Origin of the sequence: Fischerella thermalis PCC 7521 (assembly GCF_000317225.1) — a bacterium.
Lineage (GTDB): Bacteria > Cyanobacteriota > Cyanobacteriia > Cyanobacteriales > Nostocaceae > Fischerella > Fischerella thermalis.
Map to the genome: position 1 here is coordinate 136,462 of NZ_AJLL01000012.1, position 21,580 is coordinate 158,041.

A 21,580-nucleotide genomic window follows, 5' to 3' on the forward strand; every position below is an offset into this window, starting at 1 on the left:
TCTGCGTTACTCTGCGTTTAAAAAACTCTAACATTTGGGATGCTTCCCAGGGAAATCTCCATAATTAAGCAGATTTAATCAATGATCACTGCTCACTGTTAATTTGTCGTTGACTTGGCTATCAGCTGCAATTGCAACCCCTGGGGATAACTTCCTTCCTCTTTAATTCGCTTAATTTCAGCATCAGTGATCCGCAAACCCAGATTTTGCGCTACTGTTCGGACAATATCCCCTCGATCAATGATACCCGCAACAGCACCCGCAGGCGAAAGCACGGTAACGCGGGGTAACTGTTCCTTTTCCAGTTTGTTAATGATTTCAGCGATACTAGTTGATTCCTCAACGCTAGGAATTTCTGTCAAGGGATGCACGATCGCATCAACAGTCCTGGTTTCCCACTCGCTTCTTTCTACTGTTCGCAAGTCATCAATGGCTACCATACCCCGATAACGTCCATCAGATTCAGCAAAATAAATCTGTGCAGGATTCGTTTCTAATAAGTATAAGTCGGCAAAGGAACGTAGGGTTTGGTTCGCATCGACTATGCGAAAATCACGAGTCATAGCATCAGTTGCTTTCAACTTCAGCAAGGTTTCTTGCAAAATGGTGACCCGATCATAAGTAGTGGCGTTGCGGATACCAAACCAACCCAATAGGGCGATCCATAAACCTGTAACTAACTCGCCTGTAAAATAGTCTACTGCCAAGCCCAGGGCGATCGCAGCATAACCTAAAATTTTTCCTGTTTTTGCTGCCCAATGTACAGCTTGAAAGCGATCGCCTGTAGCTTTCCATACAGCTGCTTTTAACACCTGTCCTCCATCTAAAGGTAAGCCAGGAATCAGATTAAATAAGGCTAATACTAAATTTATTCTCGCTAAATCTCCTATCATCATTCGTAGCGCACTTGTTTCAGGTAATACATCAGTCCCCAGACGTAGCAGCACAAATAAGGCAATGCTAACTGCTGGCCCAGCGATCGCTACTTGAAAGGCTTTACCAGGTGTTTTAGATTCTTCTTCAATAGCAGCAATCCCGCCAAATAAAAACAAAGTAATGGAATTTACTTTAATGCCTTGCGATCGCGCCACCAAGCTGTGGCCCAACTCGTGTAACAATACCGAAGTAAATAACAGTAGTGCCATGACTACTCCTGCACTCCAAGCCCAAACTGTTCCTAATTCCTGATAAGCTACACCAAAGTTCAGGGTTGCCAACCCTAGAATCAAAAACCACAAGGGGTCTAAAAATAAAGGAATCCCGAATAAAGACCCTATTCGCCAATTTGTATTTGTTTGCATTTTTATTTCCTAGATTATTAAGATTTGTTAGTAGTTAGTAGTTGGTTGTTAGTTGTTAGTTGTTGGTTATCTTTCTTCTATGGGGATTTAAAACCCCATCCCAAACCTTCTGTTCCCTTTCATACCGCTAACTACTAACCACTATCGACTAACAGTCACCACGAAAATACATCTATTTATTGACTTACCCAATTTCTAGAATAGACAATTCCAGCCAAGCACATAAACACACAAACAAAAACAGCAGATAAAGCGCTTCCCAAAGCTCAAACATCTGCTGCTTTATGTATTGCTTGTAGTATAACCAAAACCTACAGGATACCCAAGTTAGTCAACCCCAAAACTGCACCAACACCAAGGATGTGACCAGCAGCCATCGCAGCCAGGAATGTAGCAACACTAGGATTATTGAAAACTGAAGGGAAAGGTAAGGGCATTTTTGGACCAACGTGAGGATACCAAACAACGCGGGGAATAATCAAAAGACACAACAGACAAGCACCAGTAATGTACAAAAATTCCGACAAGCCCCATGAAGTGTAGGTATTGGGAACAGTACTTTGAACTGCAAATAAAATTGATGAAATCACAATTGTTTCTCCTACATGAATAAATTATTTAGCTGTAGAAAGGCGAAATTCCCTATGAAACCCCGCATCTCTACAGCCATGTCCATGCTCTATCTAATTAAGTGGGGTATCCTCTTTCCCTGGAGAGGTTAAATCCTCTTTCCTTAGTTAGGATGACCGAAACAATTGTGTATTTGGAATTGGAAATTCCAAATTTAGATCTAGCTAAATCTTACCGATATTTGTCAATCCCAAAACAATGGCAACGCCAATGACATGACCAAAAGCCATCGCAGCGACAAAGGTAGGAATGCTTAAAGGTAGTCCAGGCATTTTTGGGCCAACTTTGGGCTTTTCAATCCTGAAACTTAGCAAAACAGCCACCAAACAGCTGATGCTAATAATCAGCGCCACTTTGGGACTCCACTCGGCTGTAGGAGGAACTGTGGCTGCGGCTGCTAGTAAGATTGATGACATCAGGCTTTTGTCTCCTATAGAAAAATTTTGGTGTAGACCACACAAATTATAAGATTGCTAGGGAAAAATTAACTTTTTGTATTAGGAAAAATCTCGAAAATTTTTATGCGGATTAAAATTTGCGGTATCACGCAACCACAACAGGGAAAAGCGATCGCTGATTTGGGTGCAACAGCATTGGGATTTATTTGTGTTACTACTTCCCCGCGTTATGTTACTATCAAACAAATTCAGGCTGTAGTAGAAAAACTGCCCAGCAAAGTTGACAGCATAGGTGTATTTGCTAACACGCGTCCTGAAAAAATCAAGCAGGCTGTTGTTGATGGTGGTTTAACTGGAGTGCAGTTGCATGGAGATGAATCACCAGAATTTTGTCAGCAGTTGCGTGATTTACTACCTGGGGTAGAAATCATTAAAGCTTTGAGAATACGCACAGCCACAGATTTTGACAAAACAGCTATCTATAATCTCTTTGTAGATACACTGTTACTTGATGCCTATCATCCGCAGCAGTTAGGTGGTACTGGTAAAACTTTAGATTGGCAACTACTACAAAATTTCCAGCCCAGTCGCCCTTGGTTTTTAGCTGGAGGGCTTACACCCTATAACATTTTAGAAGCTTTAAGTCAAGTAAAACCCACTGGTATTGACTTATCTAGTGGAGTAGAACGTGCGCCTGGGGATAAAGATTTACAGAAAGTAGCTCAGTTGTTTGAAAAGTTAGGAAATAGATAGTCGTTAATTGTTGTTTGTTGATTGTTGTTTGGAATAACAATCAACAATCAACTAGCAACTATCAACAATTTCTTAAAATATCGCCGCTTGATGACGAATCAAATTAAAGAATTCTTCGCGGGTTTTGTGTTCTTCCTGAAATACGCCAACCATTGCACTGGTGACGGTCCAGGAACCTGGTTTTTGCACACCCCGCATCACCATGCACATATGGGTGGCTTCAATGACAACAGCCACACCTTGGGGTTCTAAGATTGTCTGGACTGCTTCGGCTATTTGGCGAGTTAATCTTTCTTGTACCTGCAAGCGACGAGAATACATCTCCACAATACGAGCAAGCTTACTCAATCCTACTACTTTTTGATTCGGGATATAAGCGACGTGAGCTTTGCCCATAAATGGCAACATATGGTGTTCACATAAGCTAAAAACATTAATATCTCGGACTAGCACCATCTCGCTATGTCCCTCATCAAAAATCGCTCCATTCACCAGTTCTTCTAAGGATTGATTGTAGCCACTGGTTAAAAACCGCAAGGCTTCTGCTACCCGCTTTGGAGTTTTCAGTAGTCCTTCACGTTCTGGATCTTCTCCTATACCCAAAAGTAGAGTCCGCACGGCTTCCACCATCTCATCTATTTGTTCTTCTTGTGGTGGGTGTAAGTCGGGTTTTCGCCCGTCGTGAGTATTGCGATCAGGTCTAGTGGTGATGGCTTCTGTCAAATCGGGAACCAAAGGAGACTGAAAACGATTGGAACCGTTGGAGCTAACAATAGTCATGGTATGAGTCTTGAATAGTTTTGGAATTTATAGATGACTGAGCGATGAAAACAGTTAACAGTGAATAATCATCAGTATTTACTGATAACTGATAACTGTTAAAGAACGCCAACACTAGGCATCAGGGTCAACTCATCAATCACTGCTTGCTGTGGTAACAATGCAGTGTGGAGAATCGACTGAGCAACAATTTCTGGAGATAGCATTTTTGAGCGGTCAAAGTCAGCACCGACTGCATCCCAGAGTTCGGTATTGACCGCACCAGGACATATAGCACTAACACGGATGCCGTGGGGGCGCTCTTCTTGTGCCAAAGTTTGAGAAAGAGCCAGAAGACCAGCTTTGCTGGCGCAGTATGCTCCCCAATTGGGAAATGCTTGTTTGCCGGCAATTGATACAACGTTGATGATTGTGCCTTTCTTGCGATCGCGCATTCCCGGCAAAATTCCCATAATACACTGAAACACACTGGTAAGATTTAAATCTAGTACCTTTTGCCAGTCAGATAGGCAAGTTTCGCTCAGACTAGCAACATAAGCCATGCCAGCATTGTTGACCAAAATATCTATGTCACCAAAGTCATGAGCGATCGCCTGTATTTGTTTTTGCACTTGGTCTACACAAGCTAAATCTACAGAATACGCTTTCGCATTTACTCCTATGTGCTGAGCTGCTTGTGCTACTACTGCTAACTTCTCAACAGAACGGCTTACTAAGGCAACATCAACTCCCGCTTTTGCAAAGGCTAAAGCAGTTGCTTTACCAATACCACTACTTGCCCCCGTAATCAGGGCGCGTTGTTTTTGATCAAAACTCATGCTGTGAATTCCAAATTCTTTGGCAGATAAAATCGCATTGCCACTCACTTTGTTCAAATTCTTAAATTTACTGCTGAGATTAAGTAAATCTAAAGATTCGATTAATCATGCTTGACAAATGCTATTATTCATTGCCAGCACGGGCATATACTCTAGTCAATTTTGCCAGACAAAACGGAGATGTTTGCCTTGGAGGCAAGGTAGCACCCTTTAGTTTTGTTGTTGGCATAGAACAAACATACAAATCACTCCTCCAGCCGAGTTGATTTGCCAATAACGTAAATGCCTATGGTTAAAAAGATTGTTAAAAATCTTTAAGAACCATAGGCAATTATAGCATTGCTCTTATGCTAATCAAGAATTTCAGTATCCCTAGTGGGAAACTTCAGTAAAAACACCAATTTTACGGAATTTATCATAACGTAGTTGACGGCGTTCAGCAGCAGTGAGACGGCCCAATTCATCTAGATTGTCTAATAAAGCACTTTTCAGAGTTTGAGCAGTCTTGATGGGGTCAGAATGAGCGCCACCTACAGGTTCTGGCAGGATTTGGTCAATAATTCCTAAGTTTTTGAGATCCTGAGAAGTCATTTTGAGAACTGCTGCTGCTTGGGGAGCCTTGCTAGCATCTTTCCAGAGAATAGCAGCGCAAGCTTCTGGGGTGATCACCGTATAAACCGAGTGTTCAAACATAAGGAGGCGATCGCCTACACCAATACCCAGCGCACCGCCAGAACCACCTTCACCAATCACCGTGCAGATAATTGGCACATCCAGGCTAAACATTTCCCGCAAATTATAAGCGATCGCTTCTCCTGCGCCCTGTCGTTCAGCTACTACAGTCGGCAAAGCCCCCGGCGTATCAATAAAAGTTAAAATAGGCATCCCGAACTTATTGGCGTGTTTCATTAACCGCATTGCCTTACGATAGCCGCCAGGAGTAGCCATACCAAAATTCCGGGCAATATTATCTTTAGTGTCACGCCCTTTTTGATGACCCAACATTACCACAGGTTGCCCTCCCAAACGAGCAACACCACCAATTAAAGCTGGATCATCAGAACCACAGCGATCGCCATGCAATTCCATCCATTCGTCAGTAATAGCCTGAATGTAATCAAGAGTACTAGGGCGACGAGGGTGACGAGCGACTTGGAGTCGCTGTGATGGTGATAGACTGGTAAAAATTTCCTCACGTAATTGCATAGCACGAGCTTCTAGTTGACGAATTTGACTAGAAACATCGACGCCATTTTCTTCCGCAAGTTGACGGATCTGCTCAATCCGGTTTGCTAATTCTGCCAAAGGTTTTTCAAAATCCAACAGAAGTGGTTTGCGCTCAGTAGTTGCCATATTTTACGAATAGGAAATAGGGAATTGGGGATTAGGAACTAATAATTGGTAATTGGTAATTGGTAATCATTTTTCCCCATTACCCATTACCCATTACCTCTTACCTACACCAACAGCGGTCTAAATCCGTGTTTTATGGAAATTTGACCAATATGTTCCATCTTTTCTACGGTAATCTGATTACGTCCCCAAGAGAAGTTCGTATGCAACTTCTCAAATTCCAACAGCATTGATTCTGCAAAACAAGCAAACAACTGTCTTTCCGGGACATCCATATTGACGATTTTCATGATCTTCCAGTTAATGTCAAGAGAATGCTCCACAATGCCACCATTCAGAACATGCACATCAGGATGCTGGATCTTAGTAGCTAGATTTTTTGGATAGCCTCCATCGATCAACAAACAGGGTTTTTTTAACACTGTAGGATCGATTTCCATGCCTTTGGGCATACTAGCAACCCAAACTATAATGTCAGCAAGAGGCAATGCTTCTTCCAAAGCTAGGATTTTTCCCCGCCCTAGTTCTGCTTGCAAATTTGTGAGGCGTTCTTGGTTTCGGGCTATTAGCAGCAGATCCCTAACATCTGTTTTTGCCTCTAACCAGCGACAAACAGCACTACCAATATCTCCAGTTGCTCCACACACAGCAACAGTTGCATCAGATAGTTCAATCCCTAATTGTTTTGATGCTTGTTCTACCTGCCTACAAATAATGTAAGCGGTGTGTGTATTCCCTGTGGTAAAGCGTTCAAACTCTAGCTCGATGTTGCGGACTTGTTTGAACTGCTCTAAATTAAAATTTTCAAAAATTATCGAGGAAAATCCACCCAAAGCCGTAATATCTATATCATGCTTTTGAGCAAGAGCCATAGCATTCAGGACTTTGCGTGTAGCTGCTTTAATTCGACGGTTTGCTAGCATTTCCGGCAAAAAGCAGGATTCTACATACTTTCCCTCTATTTTCTGACCAGTGATGCTGGTTACAGTAATGTGATCAACAATTTGGGGCGGGGCGCTGCACCAAAAATCTAGACCTTGATCTGCGTACTCCGGATAGCCTAAGTCTCTGGCTACCGCTTGTGCGTGTTCCAAACTAGTGAGATGTCCGATTAGACCAAACATGAACTATTCTATTAGGCGTATGCTTTTTTAAAAGCGTGGTGGCAATGAATTTTGGATTTTGCGAAAAGTTTGAGCCAGGGCTTGGGGCGTTAGCGTCACCCCCGAAAGCGATAGCAAGGCTCAAAGCTTTTCAAGACGGATTTTGGATTTTAGATTTCAAGACGGATCAACCAAAAGATAAATCCGGTGGCTGGAAAGTTTTGGATTTGTGATCTAACTGAAACACCAATGTGTCATCCCAGAAAAACAATCTTCAACCAGTCATCTAAAATCAGAGTGGTCAGTGGGAGAGAAATTTCTAACTCGTGAAAATTCTACACAAAGCGCAAGATTTCTCAACAGTTGGATAGTGATTCATACCAAGACGAGGTAAAAGTTAAAAGGTCTATCGATTTTGAATTTCAAATTTGCGATTTTAGTTGATTATTCCAAAATCGAAAATTAGCACGGTCAAAATCTTAACCTTGTTCCTTCTAACTTTTACCTTGAGATTACGCAGCTCTAAGTCCGTAGGCAGACAGACGCATAATGTCACGGGTATTGAAGCCAATATTACTTAAAGCTTCACCGTACTGAATCATAAAGTCTTCTACCAACGCTTCTTTTTCCATTGCCAATACTTCGGCGTCATCTGCAACTTGGTTGAGCATTTGCCAAACAATCGGAAGATTTTGGCGATTTGCTTCTTCTAATTCAGCTTTTGATTCTTCAAAGTGTTCTTTTAACCAAACTTCTCCAAAATTTAGGTGACTATATTCATCTTTGACAACGCCTTCAGTAATTTTACGGGCAAAATCATCAGCCACAGGGATATAGATGTTGTATGCTGCGATCGCAAAACATTCAATGATTAAGGATTGAATCAGCAAACAAGTAACGATTTTGCCTTCTTGGGCTGCTACTTGAAAATTGTGATGCAGTTGGGCAAAAAATTGTTTAGCAAACTCTATATCTGGGGTTACTTGGAGATTGCGCCCACAGGCTTCAAATCCCTTTTTGTGACGACTTTCCATTTTGGCAAGACGAATTAGCTCATCTTTGTGTTCGCTCAGCAGTTCAGCAAGTTTCAGGTAATTTTCATGCGCTTCTTGTTCCCCTTCAATCACGATTGCATTAATGCGGCTATAGGCATCTTTATAGGTTTCGCTGTGAAAATCAATTTCTGGTTGATCTGCTAGCTGCTGCATTTGATGTTCGCTCCTGGATATATGATACATTTGATACCAAGATTTTATTTAACCCTATGAATATAGGGCAATGATAAAGTGATGAAATATGTAGACGCCCTTTGGGCGGCTCCCCAAAGGATAGGGTAAAGTGTGATTTGTGAAGGATGAAGTTTGAAGTGTGAAAATTTTTCATCCTTCTGCCTTCTGCCTTCTGCTTTCAACATAGCTGCCTTCATGTTTCATCCTTTATCCATAATCCTTATTTTTACTCACTGTGGTTTAATTTAACTTAACAAGTCACTATGTTATAGATTAGCGGTTGCCGGCAGCGTTAGCGTAGCTCCTCCGGAGGAAGGCTTACTCTGGTCACAAAAAACAAATGGTTGGATCTTCAAATTCAGTACATGTCCAAACCACTCGGAAATCTTAAATATTCTTCTTTTTGGAGTCTGGCAGTACTTTTGTTAGGGGGCCTGATTGTCTTGTTACCCCTTTTTGTAGTTTTCTTGACATCTCTTGCACCGCCTGGCACTACTCCGAATCTGCTTCTTCAGAACGGTTGGTCTTTAGCAAACTACCATGAAGCTTGGCGACGAGGTAAATTCTTACTGGCATTTGCTAATTCTAGCTTGGTAGCATTAGCTGTCACGGGTTTTCAAATAGTGACTTCTGCCTTGGCAGGTTATGCCCTGGCAAGACTCAAATTTCGTGGTAGACAAGCATTACTATTGATTGTCTTAGCAACACTGGTGATTCCCTTTCAATTACTCGTGATTCCTATATTTTTGGTCTTGAAATGGGGACACTTGATTAACACTTACTGGGCTTTGATTTTACCGACGGCTGCTAATGGTTTTGGTATTTTCTTATTACGGCAGTATTTCTTAACAATACCTGTAGAGTTAGAAGAAGCAGCAGCAATAGACGGGGCAAGCCGAGTCCAAATCTTGTGGCAAATAGTATTACCTTTAGCACGCCCAGCCTTGGTAACTTTGTCTCTGTTTACCTTTATCGGTGAATGGAATGATTTATTTAAGCCGTTAGTATTTACTACAAAACCAGAATTGAGAACTGTACAGCTAGCTTTGGCTGAGTTCCAAGAGCAATTTACCAATAACTGGCCTTTGCTAATGGCGGCAGTAACTATAACCACTGTACCGATTTTATTTTTATTTCTCCTTGGCCAGCGTCAATTGATCCAGGGTATTGCCACAACAGGAATTAAGAATTAAGCGAATCAATTATGGATTATGAAGGTTTCAGTATTCAAAATTTATTATTTGTATCCTCACCTGCTCCCCAAACTCTAATCCCTTGTCTGGGAGTTGATAAAATGCTTGTTGTGTAAATTTATACAAAATATTTGTCTCAAATTTTGTTAAACATACCAGTATTAATAGGTATACCTATTTTAAATTTGAGAGATTAGATTGGGTGGTATAGCTTAATACGCATACTTCCTGACTAAAGGCAAAGGAAAAAGGGCAAGGGATGGAAATAATACCCCTTTCCTTCACCTTTTACCTTATTCCCAGATGCAATAGTGTTAGTCCACATAATCAACCTTGTCAACCACTAATGGATGCTTGCGGGAACGTGTGTTTGTTTGTCAGCAATTCTCAACAATTCCAACTCGGAATGTGAAATTATCACTGACAACTCAAATATTAATGAATATTAAGTATTTTGCTAGCAATCACTAATTGCTTAGACTAAAACGCACGAAAATGCTTCTTTTTTCTTTACTTAAATCATCGCTATTCTTATACTCCAAAGCCAAAATAGGTTTGTATCCTGGTAATGGCATTGCCAGCTAAATGCTGTACCAAATAAACTTTGTTAGATAGTAAAAAAAAGGGTAAGGGAGAAAGGATTATTTCCTATTACCCTTCTAGGAAACAAAACCCGTCTATCATGCGTTGGTGAAACTATTGTGCCTCTCCAACTCGGCTAATCATAAAAGTAAAATCCCATGAGTAAATCTCTCAAGCAAAATTATAAATCTCCAACTAACAACAAGCGTGTATGGTTGCTGATATTGGGTCGTAGTGGCATCGCTTTAGGTGGAATTTTACTAATAGGACTTATAGGTGGTGCTTGGCGGTTGTGGAGTTTTATCCAGAAAGATTTAACACCACTAGCAGAAAAAAGTCTGACCACTACACTCAATCGTCCAGTGAAGCTAGGAGAAGTTAAGGGATTTTCGCTCACGGGAGTAAAGTTTGGGACTTCAGCCATTCCAGCAACATCCACAGACCCTGATAGTGTTGCAGTCGATACCGTGGAGGTAGGCTTTGAACCGTTACAGTTACTTTTTAAGCGTGAACTGAAGTTGGATGTAACCTTAGTCAATCCAGATGTTTACGTTGAACAGGATCAACAAGGGCGCTGGATTACCACTATTATCAAAAGACAAGGTCAAGGTCAACCAATTCAAACAGATTTGGATAAAATACGGTTCCGCAATGCCCAATTAGTCTTAGTGCCACGCAAGAGAGATATAGAAGACATGGGGGACAAGGGGGACACGGGGAATAACGCCTCTTCTGCCCTCTCCTCTCCCGTGAGATTTTCACAAGTAAACGGAACTGCCCAACTATTGGAAAACAACCAAGTGATTCGGTTGGACTTGACAGGAAAACCAAGCAGTGGGGGTGATGTTGCCTTGAAGGGAGATATCCGCCCACAGACATGGGCAACGAATTTACAAATACGCGGGCAAGAGTTGCTAGCCTCTGATGTGACGCGCTTAGTTAAGTTACCACTATCATTACAAGCCGGTCGAGTCAACGGTGACTTGCAGATGCAGTTTCAAATTGGGCAAACTCAGCCGCCTATATTATTTGGTAATGTTGATTTGCAAGCAGTTCAGTTTCAAGTTCCAAAAGTTCCCCAACCATTTTTGAATACCCAAGGAAAGCTGCACTTTCAAGGCACAGAAATTAAGCTTGACAATGTCATCGGCAGCTACGGCAAAATCCCATTAATTGCTAACGGTACCATTGACACCGAAACTGGTTATAAGTTGGCAGGGCGTGTAAATGGCGTCAATGTCGCTGATGTCCAAGAAACTCTCAAACTCAAATTGCCTGTACCTGTAACTGGGGAAGTACAAGCAGATTTGCAGTTTACAGGAAAAACGACCGAACCGATTCTTACAGGTATCGTTACCACTAACAAGCCTGCCCAAATTGATAAAGTTGATTTTGATAGTGTCAGTGGCAAGTTTGAGTTTGCACTAAAAGATGAGGTGATTGTCTTTGAAGATATTCAAGGCAAAGCCAAAGTCGGCGGTGAGGTCAAGGGTACTGGCAAGGTTGAGTTGGGGACAGTTCCCCGTTTGAATTTTAATTTATCGGCCAAGGATGTTCCTGGTGATGCGATCGCTCTTCTTTACAACTCGCAACCAGGGTTGAAAGTCGGTACTGTCTTTGGTACAGCCCAAATGACTGGTACTGCTGACAATGTGCAAACAATAGTACAATTCCAAGCCCCCCAGGCGCAGTACCCTACCACAGGTGAAGTTGTTGTCAATAGCGATCGCACTCTCAATTTCCGTAATGTTGCCCTCAGTGTCGCTGGTGGTAAAGTCCAGGTTGCCGGCAGTTGGAATAACCAGAATTGGCAAGCAATTGCTGATGCCACGGGTGTACAAATAGAACCTTTTGTCAACCCCCAACAACTAGAAAATATAAATCTTAATGATGCCCGCTTCAACGGTCGCCTCATCCTCTCTGGCAGTTCCGCACCCTTCAAACTGGGTAATATTCGCACTCAGAACGCCAAAGTTAAAGTCGCAGATGGCACAGTGGCAGTTTCTCAAATCCAGCTAGGGGAAAACAGCTTTTCTGCCAAACTTGTAGCCGATAGTGTGAGGTTGTCACAGTTGCTGAAACAGCCTGTCCCTGCATTACAACCAGCATTACAAGCTGCGATGGCGGGTACATTCCAAGTATCAGGTAATACTAATAATTTTGACCTGAAAACTTTACGTGGAAATGGCTCAGCCAGCTTAGCTGTAAAAACTGGTACAGTTACTGCTACGAATATTCAAGTAGCCAACGGTGTATATCAGGCACAACTGCAAGCAAATAACGCACCACTGCAACAATTAACACCTGTTCCTCAACAATTACACGGTCAAATTACTGGTAAGTTTAATGTTACTGGTTCTGTAGAGTCCTTTCAACCAGAAACAATCCAAGCTAACGGTCAAGCCAAACTTAATGTTGGTGGTGGCAGTTTTACAGCCACAAATATCCAAGTAGCTAACGGTCGCTATCAGGCCGTAGTTAATGCTGCTGGCGTGGACTTAAATCGGTTTCAGGAGCAGCTAGAAGGTAAATTCGGTGGCAAAGCCCAAGTTGCTGGTAATTTAGGAAGCTCTAAGTTAGCAGATATCCGGGCAACAGGTCAGGTAAACTTTTCTCAAGGTCTAGCTGGTATTGAGCGACCACTGACTGCGCTTGTCGGCTGGGATGGAGAAAAGTTGCTCGTTGAACGAGCAACAGCCCCTGGTTTAAATGCCAGTGGTTACATATTAGCCAATAGCAATCAAGCTGGCATACCTGAAATTACGGAGTTAAATCTTGATGTTCAAGCCCAAAATTACAATCTGCAACAGTTGCCATTAAAGTTGCCTCAGACAGTAGATCTAGCTGGAAAAGCTGATTTTAACGGGAAAATTACTGGCAATCTGCCTGTGCCAAATTTGGTAGGAAAACTGACACTGCGAGACTTGAATGTTAACAACTTAGCTTTTGAGTCGGTGTTAAACGGTAACATCCAATCAGTGCAAGGACGTGGTTTAAATTTAGATGTCACTGGCAAGCATGACAAAATTGCTGTCAATCTCGATGGGAATAATCGCCCCAATTCCTTTACAGTGCAATGGCAGCAAGCTTCAGCAATAGGTCAAGCACAAGGCGATAATTTAGCGACAAAAGTAGAAAACTTTCCCTTAAAAGTGTTGAATTTGCCAGTACCTGCAAGTACTTATTTGGGACAAGGGGAAATAGCAGGTTCACTGAGTGGAGATTTTCTTATTAATCAAAATACATTAGCAGTAGCCGGGGATGTAGCGATCGCTCAGCCACAAGTAGGTAGAATTAAAGGCGATCGCTTGCAAGCTCTGTTCCGTTACGAAGATGGTAAGACAACCCTGACCGATAGCGCCTTCATCAAAGGTAACAGTCGCTATGCCTTTACTGGTGAGTTTACACCCACAGCTACAACTCCCCAAATCAAAGGCAAACTAAACATCAGTCAAGGTGAAATCCAAGATATATTAACAACACTCCAGTTTTTTGAACTACAAGATTTCCAACGGGGAACAGCTACCCCAACCTACGGTAAAGCGAGTGACCTCAACACCGTAGCAGTCGGTTCAGCAGGCCAGCCTATACTAGATCAAATTCGCCGTTTTTCCGAAATTAAAGCACTGATTGCACAGCAGCAACAACAACGGCGTGATGTTGCTTTAGTACCAGACTTAGCAGATTTAAAAGGGACTTTTAACGGCGAAATTGATTTTGATACTGCCACAGAAAATGGACTAACAGCAGATTTTAAATTGAATGGTCAAAACTTCGTCTGGGGACGAGAAAGCGAACCCAACCACCTATACACAGTAGAACAAGTAATTGCTCACGGTAGCTTTGAAAATGGTGTTCTCAGGTTACTACCTTTGCGAATTGAATCTCAAGATCAGCTGATCGCTTTCACTGGTAATGTAGGCGGTACAGAACAATCGGGTCAGCTACGGGTGAAAAATTTCCCCCTGGAGGTGTTGAGTAATTACGTCAATTTGCCAATGGGTGCGACAGGTAACATCAACGCTACAGCAACTTTAGCAGGCAGTGTTAATAATCCCCAAGCCAGAGGAGAATTACAAATTACACAAGGAACCCTAAATCAAAAAGGTATAGAATCGGCGACTGCAAGTTTTAGCTACCACGATGGACGTTTAAATTTTGGTAGTAACGTCATGGTTGCTGGCTCCGAACCTGTTACCATTACTGGCAGTGTTCCTGCAAAATTGCCTTTTGCTACTGCTGCACCAGATAGCGACCAAATCAATTTGGATGTGCAAGTGAAAAACGAAGGCTTAGCAATTTTAAACTTGTTGACAGATCAGCTAGCTTTTGAAAAGGGACAAGGGGAAGTCAATCTCACTGTACGGGGAACAAAAGAACAACCAATTGTGAATGGTATTGCTGCTGTTAAAGATGCCACATTTTCAGCTCAGGCTTTACCAGGAAAATTGACTGATGTCACAGGTAAGGCCCAGTTTGATTTTGACCGTATTAAAGTTGAAAGTCTCCAAGGCAATTTTAGTCAGGGTAATATCATAGCTCAAGGAGAAATTCCGATTTTCACTAACTCCCAAAAACAAATAGATCATCCTCTGAATGTGTCTTTGAATAAATTAGCAGTGAATTTGAAGGGACGGTATCAAGGAGGGGTGAGTGGCAATTTGCAGATTACTGGTTCTGCTCTCAGTCCAGTTATTGGCGGTAATCTCAAGCTAGCTAATGGTCAGGTTTTAATCACAGAATCAGCTAACAACGCCATCAATGCTGGCAATAGTCATCAAGAAATTAGTTATGCCAAAACAAATAAACCAGAAAAATCTGAAAATTACACTACAGTCACACGATTTAATGATCTCAAATTAGAATTAGACAAAAATGTAGAAATTGCTTTACCACCAATTCTAAGTTTCCGCGCTACTGGTTCGCTGAATGTCAATGGTTCATTTAATAATCCAGAACCTGAAGGAACTATTCGCCTACGGGGTGGAGATGTGAATTTATTTACTACTCAATTTAACCTTGCTCGTGGTTATAAAAACAGAGCGGTTTTTAGAGGAGATCAAAACCCCGACTTGGATATCCGCCTCTTTGCTAACGTATTGGATGTCAACCCTTCCCAAGTAACTATCACTCCTTTCTCTTCTGAAATCAGTGATGAAAACATTACATCCTTTCAACCTGTAAATACTGTGCGTGTCGAAGCCAGAATCGATGGTCCAGCTAGCCAGCTTAATCAAAATCTCGAACTCACCAGCAATCCTCCCCGCAATCAAACAGAAATAGTTGCTTTACTCGGGGGTGGTTTTGTACAAACCTTGGGACGTGGTGATAGCACCTTGGGACTTGTCAATTTAGCAGGTTCGGCTTTGAATATTCAACGCGCTTTTAACCAAATTGGTAACGCTTTCGGTTTAAGTGAACTACGTATATTTCCTACTGTTGCTTCCGATGATCCAGATAATCCAGAAGTAACAAGGAGAAATTTTTCGATGGATCTGGCGGCGGAAGCTGGAATTGATGTTTCCCGTAATATTTCTTTTTCTGCTCTCAAAGTTTTGACGAGTGATGAAGCGCCACAATTTGGCGTTAACTATCGTATTAATTCTGAATTTCGCCTGCGTACTTCCACTGATTTATCTGGCGATAATCAGGCGGTGCTGGAGTATGAAGATAGGTTCTAGGCAGGTAGAATTCCTTAAATGTCCGGTAGCCAGAGCCATGAAAAGCGATCGCAATAGTTCTTTACGATCATTCTGCCAATGGATTAAATGAAATCAAGTACCGTGTATCACTAAAAATTAAAAAAAGCTTATTTTTTAATATTGTCTTAAGAATCTACTTGACTTTTGCTCAAAAGTTGTATAGAATCAAGTCACATGAACGACAGGCACACGTTAATATACTTAATCCACAGGCAAAGGCTTGTGCCTCCTGCCTAAGCCCAGCGCTGCAATAGTTCACCTAAATATCACATTCGCTTTCAGTTGCACTGTTTAATATTTCACTCAGTGAATGCTTTGTCTTGAGCTTCCTACCGTAGATGAGCTAATTTGCAGTGTCCTACTGTCCACCCTTAGTTGTAATTACTCCCATCGATAACTCTTCGTGACGCAATACATCTTTAAATTAATTGCGATCGCGTTCCAAATAAAATTTCCGGTCTAGTAGGCTTCTGCTAGACCTCATTTGTTTTAAGTAAATTAGATGAGTTTTAGCAATAGTTGATACAAAAACCACACTGAGGGGAAAACTATTATAGAATAGACAATCGGTGTTTAAAATCAACATGGTAGAAGCTACAGTTAATATTCCGGGTTATCGCGTTTTAGAAAAAATTTATACAGGTATTAGAACTCTTGTTTATCGAGGTTTGAGAAAGCAAGATCAGCAACCCGTAGTGATTAAACTGATGCGGAATGAATATCCTAGCTTCAATGAACTTGTGCAATTTCGTAATCAGTACACAATTGCCAAAAATCTTGATATCCCTGGTATTGTGCAACCACTGAGCTTAGAAACCTACGGCAATGGTTATGCTTTAGTAATGGAAGACTTTGGGGGTATCTCTCTTCAGGAATGGATCAAGCAAAACATCCCTTCTGTAGAAGAATTTCTCGACATCGCTATTCAAATTACCCTGATTCTAGAAAAACTACATCGTGATCGCATTATTCATAAAGACATCAAACCGGCTAATATTCTCATCAACCCCACAACCAAACAAATCAAAATTATCGACTTTAGCATCGCTTCTCTACCCAAAACTATGTACAGGATTTGTTCTATCTCATCAACCTCTACCAGCAGAAATATCCCAACCCTGATTTAGAAATTCAAGCAGAAATCGCAGCCATAGATTTAGAATATGTGCGTGAAGATTTACCTAAATTAATCTTGTCAATGCAAGAGGGTGTACAGCGCATTCGTAGTATCAGCGATAGCTTAAGGTCTTTTTCCAGAGCAGACACCGAAAGTAAAATTGCCTTTAATATTCATGAAGGTCTCGACAGTACTATTTTGATTCTCAAACATCGTCTCAAAGCGAATAATACTCGTCCCGCCATTGAAGTTGTGAAAAATTATGGTGATATACCTCCCATCCCATATTTTGCTGGACAATTGAATCAAGTATTCATGAACCTACTAGCAAATGCCATAGATGCTTTAGAGGAGTCAAATTTTGGACGTAACTTTCAGGAAATTCAAGCCCATCCCAATTGCATTACTGTTTCGACTAGCATGAGTCAAAATAAAAATTCAGTTTTGATCCGCATTCAAGATAATGGCGTGGGGATGTCAGAACAAGTTAGACAAAAAATCTTTGATCACCTGTTTACCACCAAAGCTGTAGGTAAAGGAACTGGATTAGGATTATCTATTGCCCGTCAAATTGTTGTAGAAAAACATAGGGGTACTCTGGAGGTAAATTCTACCCCGGGACTGGGAGCAGAGTTTGTAATTACTATCCCAGCCTAGTGGTTGATCGCATTAATTTTGCTGGGTTAATAATTTAATCAATTACCCTTTTCTTCTCCCCTTCTCTTGGCGTACTTGGCGTCTTTGCGGTTCTTTTTTACCCCTCAGAACTAATGACACAGACCACTAGAACCCCACCCAATCCTCAACCCCCGATCCCAAATCAATGACTATTAACAACGTTCACTGATACACTTGAACTTTCCGCCTTCCCAACTAGTCAGCGCCTATGGTGCATATAAAAAGGGTTGAACTTACCAATTTTAAATCCTTCGGTGGCACTACCTCCGTTCCTCTGTTGCCGGGGTTTACTGTCATTTCTGGACCAAATGGTTCTGGGAAATCGAATATTCTTGACTCGCTGCTATTTTGCTTAGGACTCTCTAATTCTAAGGGAATGCGTGCCGATCGCTTACCCGATCTCGTCAACACCACCCAAACTAGCAAATCTCGTGCTGCTGTCGAAGCTAGTGTGACGGTGACGTTTGATTTATCGGATCATGAACCAGATGAATTTTTAGAAGTTGAACCGATTGTTTCCACCGTCGAAGTTGAAAGCCTCGATGACGATACCTCCGTTGCACAGAAGAATACACAAGAGGTTGAACCAACAGAAGACGAAAAAAATCGTAAACAAAAAATCCGCGCTATACCGGGTGGAGAGTGGAGTGTCACCCGCAGGCTACGCGTGACTCCCCAAGGAACTTATACATCAAACTATTACATTAACGGAATTTCCAGTACTCTGACAGAGTTACACGAAGAATTAGAACGTCTGCGGGTTTATCCAGAAGGTTACAACGTCGTTTTGCAAGGGGACGTCACTAGTATTATTTCGATGAACGCGCGGGAAAGGCGCGAAATTATTGATGAGTTGGCAGGGGTGGCAGCCTTTGACCGTAAAATTAATCAAGCGAAAAATACTCTCGAAGAAGTTCGGGAAAAAGAAGATAGTTGCCGGATTATTGAAACAGAGTTAACTGCACAGTGCGATCGCCTCTCTCAAGATAAAGCCAAAGCCGAAAAATATCAAAAACTCCGCACTGAGTATTTAGAAAAACAAAAGTGGGAAGCGGTGTTATCTTGGCGTACCTTGCAAAATCACCAAGAAAAGTTAGCGAACCAAATTCAAGCAGGCGATCGCACCTCCACCGAACTCACCGAACAACTCACCCACCTCAACACCCAAATTACTCAAAAAAATATCCAACTTGCACAACTCAACGCCCGTGTGAAAGCATTGGGAGAAGAAGAACTTTTAGCAGTACAATCCATCCTCGCTAACCAAGAAGCCGAACGTAAACAACTCCAACGTCAACAAACAGAACTAGAAACAGCATTCCAAGAAACAGCCAAGCGTCTAGTTCAAACTCAGCAAGAAATTCAACAGCACCAGCAAACTATAGAACAACTGGTGCAACAACAAAATGTAGAGATGTCGCATGCAAAGTCTCTACAAACGGAACGAGATGCAACCCAACAAGAATTAGAAAATTCTCGTCAAGCAGCAGCAGAAATTGCTTCTGCTTCGGAAGCTTGGGTACAACAACAAACAGCACTCAATCGCCAAATTGAAACTTTGCTGCAAACCGTCGAACCCCAGCGCACCGAACAAGCACAGCTAAGGGAACGAAACAACCAACTGCAACAGCAAATTCAAGAACAAACCCAGTTAATTCATACTCTAGAACCACAACTTGCAGAAAAACAAACTGAGTGTAGTCGCCTAGAAACAGAATTTAATTCCTCCAGTGAACCAATTCAAGCATTAGCGGAAAATCTCACCGCCACAGAACAAGAATTACAAATTCAACAAGAAACCCAAAAGCGCCTCTTACAAGAACAACGGGAAAAACAACGCCAATTAGATAAATTAGAAGCACAAGCGCAAGTACAACAAGAAGTCCAAGGCACAGGCGCAAGTAAAGTCATTCTACAATCAGGAATGCCTGGTATTTGTGGGATGGTTGTCAAACTAGGACGAGTGGAACCGCGTTTTCAACTCGCTTTGGAAGTTGCTGCTGGTGCGCGGTTGGGACATATTGTGGTGGAAGATGATTCCGTCGCCGCCGCCGGAATTGAATTATTAAAGCAAAAACGTGCTGGGAGAGCAACTTTTTTACCGTTAAATAAAATTCAAGCTCCGAAATTTACACCAGATGCAACCCTGCGTTTAGCTCAAGGCTTTATCGGCTATGCTGTGAACTTAGTGGAGTGTGAGCCGCGTTATCGGGATGTGTTCGCCTACGTTTTTGGCAATACAGTTGTCTTTTCCACCTTAGAACACGCTCGTAAAAATTTGGGACTTTACCGGATTGTCACCCTCGAAGGCGAATTGTTAGAAACTAGTGGTGCGATGACTGGTGGTAGTGTCTTCCAGCGTTCGGCGTTGCGGTTTGGAAGTGGCGAAGCAGCGGAATCGGAAGAAGTCTTGGCGCTGAAAAAGCGCTTGGGAGATATTGATCGAATTTTAGAACGTTGTACCGAGGCGATCGCATCCCTTTCAACTCGCGCCAAACAGCTTTCCCAAGAATTAACACAAGCACGTCAAACCCGGCGCGAACAGCAGTTGCAACTAGAACAGTTACAAAAAGAAATCAAAACCCTCACTACCCAGTTAGAAACTACGCGATCGCAACTTAGCCAAAATACCGAAAGACTTACCATTGCTCAGTCTCGTTTGGAAGTTTTAGATCGGGATTTACCAGGACAAGAGCAACAATTGCAACAACTACGCCACGCGCTGGCAGAGTTGGAAGCCTCCCAAACTCCCCAGGAATGGCAGCAAATTCAAGCAGTGATCAAAGAACAAGAGCAACAATTACAACAACGAGAACAAGTATTACGGACAGCCGAACAAAACCTCAAAGACTTAGAAAATCAGCAACAGCGCTTACAGGAGAAAATTGAAGCAGCAGAACAGCGTATTATTGAATACCAAACACAACAATCCTCTACCAGAGACACAATCAATCGCCTTGCTGGTGAAATAGTCGCAATTAACGAACAAATTTCCCAGACTCGCCAGCGTTTGAGTGAAATGGAAGCGAATTTAGGGGAAGAAAAACAAAAACGCGATCGCGCTGAACAGGAATTGCGTGCTGACACCCAGCGTCAACAACAGCTAGAGTGGGAAATTCAAAAACTCCAAGAAACCCAGCAAACGCGTCGGGAACAACTAGCAAACGTCCAAGCCCAACTGCAAACAGTGGCGGCGGATTTACCATCACCTTTACCAGAAGTTCCAGATAAAGTCGATTTAGAAGAATTACAAAAAGAATTGCGATCGCTTGCTAAGCGCCTACAAGCAATGGAACCAGTGAATATGCTGGCGTTAGAACAATACGAACGCACCCAAAAACGTTTAGAAGAACTCAGTCAAAAATTGCAAACATTGGAAGCAGAACGTACAGAATTATTGTTAAGAATTGAAAACTTTACTACTTTGCGTCAACGCGCTTTTAAAGAAGCATTCGACGCCGTCAATGAAAACTTTAAATCAATTTTTGCCACCCTTTCTGAAGGCGACGGCTATTTACAACTCGACAACCCCGAAGATCCATTTAGTAGCGGCTTAAATTTAGTTGCACACCCCAAAGGTAAACCAGTACAACGCCTTGCTTCCATGTCTGGGGGAGAAAAATCTCTCACAGCTTTAAGCTTTATTTTTGCCCTGCAAAGGTATCGTCCTTCGCCATTTTATGCATTTGATGAAGTAGATATGTTTCTGGATGGGGCAAACGTGGAACGATTAGCTAAAATGATTAAACAACAGGCGCAACAAGCACAATTTATAGTTGTGAGTTTGCGTCGCCCGATGATAGAATCAGCCGAACGCACGATTGGCGTTACTCAAGCAAGAGGAGCTTTTACTCAAGTGTTGGGTATTAAGTTACAATCGTCTAATACGTCGGCTTGAGTTTTTGTTAATAATAGTGTATAGATAAACCGGATTCGAGATCAG

General features: G+C 42.1%; 14 protein-coding genes. 6 read left to right on the top strand and 8 right to left on the bottom strand.

Annotated features, from left to right (window positions below):
- Positions 1-98: 98 nt before the first annotated feature.
- From UYK_RS0103995 to psaK, 3 genes are all read right to left on the bottom strand, one after another.
- A complete protein-coding gene (locus UYK_RS0103995; protein WP_009457434.1) occupies positions 99-1,301 on the bottom strand; it encodes a site-2 protease family protein in 1,203 nt (400 codons plus the stop codon).
- Positions 1,302-1,612: 311 nt separating this feature from the next.
- Positions 1,613-1,891, bottom strand: coding sequence for a photosystem I reaction center subunit X (locus tag UYK_RS0104000; protein WP_009457433.1), 279 nt, complete (start codon positions 1,889-1,891; stop codon positions 1,613-1,615).
- Between the two features lie 204 nt (positions 1,892-2,095).
- Entirely contained in the window at positions 2,096-2,347 is a 252-nt protein-coding gene (gene psaK / locus UYK_RS0104005) for a photosystem I reaction center subunit PsaK (protein ID WP_009457432.1), read from the bottom strand.
- Positions 2,348-2,452: 105 nt separating this feature from the next.
- Between psaK and UYK_RS0104010 the strand changes: the two genes are divergently transcribed.
- A complete protein-coding gene (locus UYK_RS0104010) occupies positions 2,453-3,082 on the top strand; it encodes a phosphoribosylanthranilate isomerase (protein ID WP_009457431.1) in 630 nt (209 codons plus the stop codon).
- Between the two features lie 72 nt (positions 3,083-3,154).
- Here the strand turns inward: UYK_RS0104010 and folE are convergent, their stop codons facing one another.
- The 5 genes from folE to UYK_RS0104040 all read right to left on the bottom strand — a co-directional run bounded on the left by folE (position 3,155) and on the right by UYK_RS0104040 (position 8,344).
- Entirely contained in the window at positions 3,155-3,862 is a 708-nt protein-coding gene (gene folE / locus UYK_RS0104015; RefSeq protein ID WP_009457430.1) for a GTP cyclohydrolase I FolE, read from the bottom strand.
- A 98-nt stretch (positions 3,863-3,960) separates the two neighbouring features.
- The gene (locus UYK_RS0104020) at positions 3,961-4,680 is read right to left on the bottom strand and encodes an SDR family oxidoreductase (RefSeq protein WP_026086350.1); all 720 of its coding nucleotides are present in this window, start codon (positions 4,678-4,680) and stop codon (positions 3,961-3,963) included.
- 372 nt (positions 4,681-5,052) lie between these two features.
- On the bottom strand, positions 5,053-6,033 hold the full coding sequence (locus UYK_RS0104025; RefSeq protein ID WP_009457422.1) for an acetyl-CoA carboxylase carboxyltransferase subunit alpha: 981 nt from the start codon (positions 6,031-6,033) through the stop codon (positions 5,053-5,055).
- A gap of 104 nt (positions 6,034-6,137) precedes the next feature.
- Complete coding sequence (locus UYK_RS0104030) at positions 6,138-7,157, bottom strand: long-chain acyl-[acyl-carrier-protein] reductase (RefSeq protein ID WP_009457421.1); 1,020 nt, start codon at positions 7,155-7,157, stop codon at positions 6,138-6,140.
- Positions 7,158-7,648: 491 nt separating this feature from the next.
- Positions 7,649-8,344, bottom strand: a complete 696-nt coding sequence (locus tag UYK_RS0104040) for an aldehyde oxygenase (deformylating) (RefSeq protein ID WP_009457420.1) — start codon at positions 8,342-8,344, stop codon at positions 7,649-7,651.
- 386 nt (positions 8,345-8,730) lie between these two features.
- On the opposite strand from UYK_RS0104040, the gene UYK_RS0104045 reads away from it, so the two are divergent.
- From UYK_RS0104045 to smc, 5 genes are all read left to right on the top strand, one after another.
- Positions 8,731-9,558: a carbohydrate ABC transporter permease gene (locus UYK_RS0104045; protein WP_016870944.1), complete on the top strand. Its 828-nt coding sequence runs from the start codon at positions 8,731-8,733 to the stop codon at positions 9,556-9,558.
- 740 nt (positions 9,559-10,298) lie between these two features.
- Positions 10,299-15,821, top strand: a complete 5,523-nt coding sequence (locus UYK_RS0104050; protein WP_016870945.1) for a translocation/assembly module TamB domain-containing protein — start codon at positions 10,299-10,301, stop codon at positions 15,819-15,821.
- Positions 15,822-16,411: 590 nt separating this feature from the next.
- Complete coding sequence (locus UYK_RS0104055; protein WP_016870946.1) at positions 16,412-16,969, top strand: serine/threonine protein kinase; 558 nt, start codon at positions 16,412-16,414, stop codon at positions 16,967-16,969.
- Positions 16,918-17,616, top strand: coding sequence for a sensor histidine kinase (locus tag UYK_RS23990; protein WP_071588102.1), 699 nt, complete (start codon positions 16,918-16,920; stop codon positions 17,614-17,616). The genes UYK_RS0104055 and UYK_RS23990 overlap by 52 nt, the downstream gene beginning before the upstream one ends.
- 229 nt (positions 17,617-17,845) lie before the next feature.
- Positions 17,846-21,535 (top strand): chromosome segregation protein SMC, encoded by a 3,690-nt coding sequence (gene smc / locus UYK_RS0104065; protein ID WP_026086351.1) that lies wholly within the window; start codon positions 17,846-17,848, stop codon positions 21,533-21,535.
- Positions 21,536-21,580 lie beyond the last annotated feature (45 nt).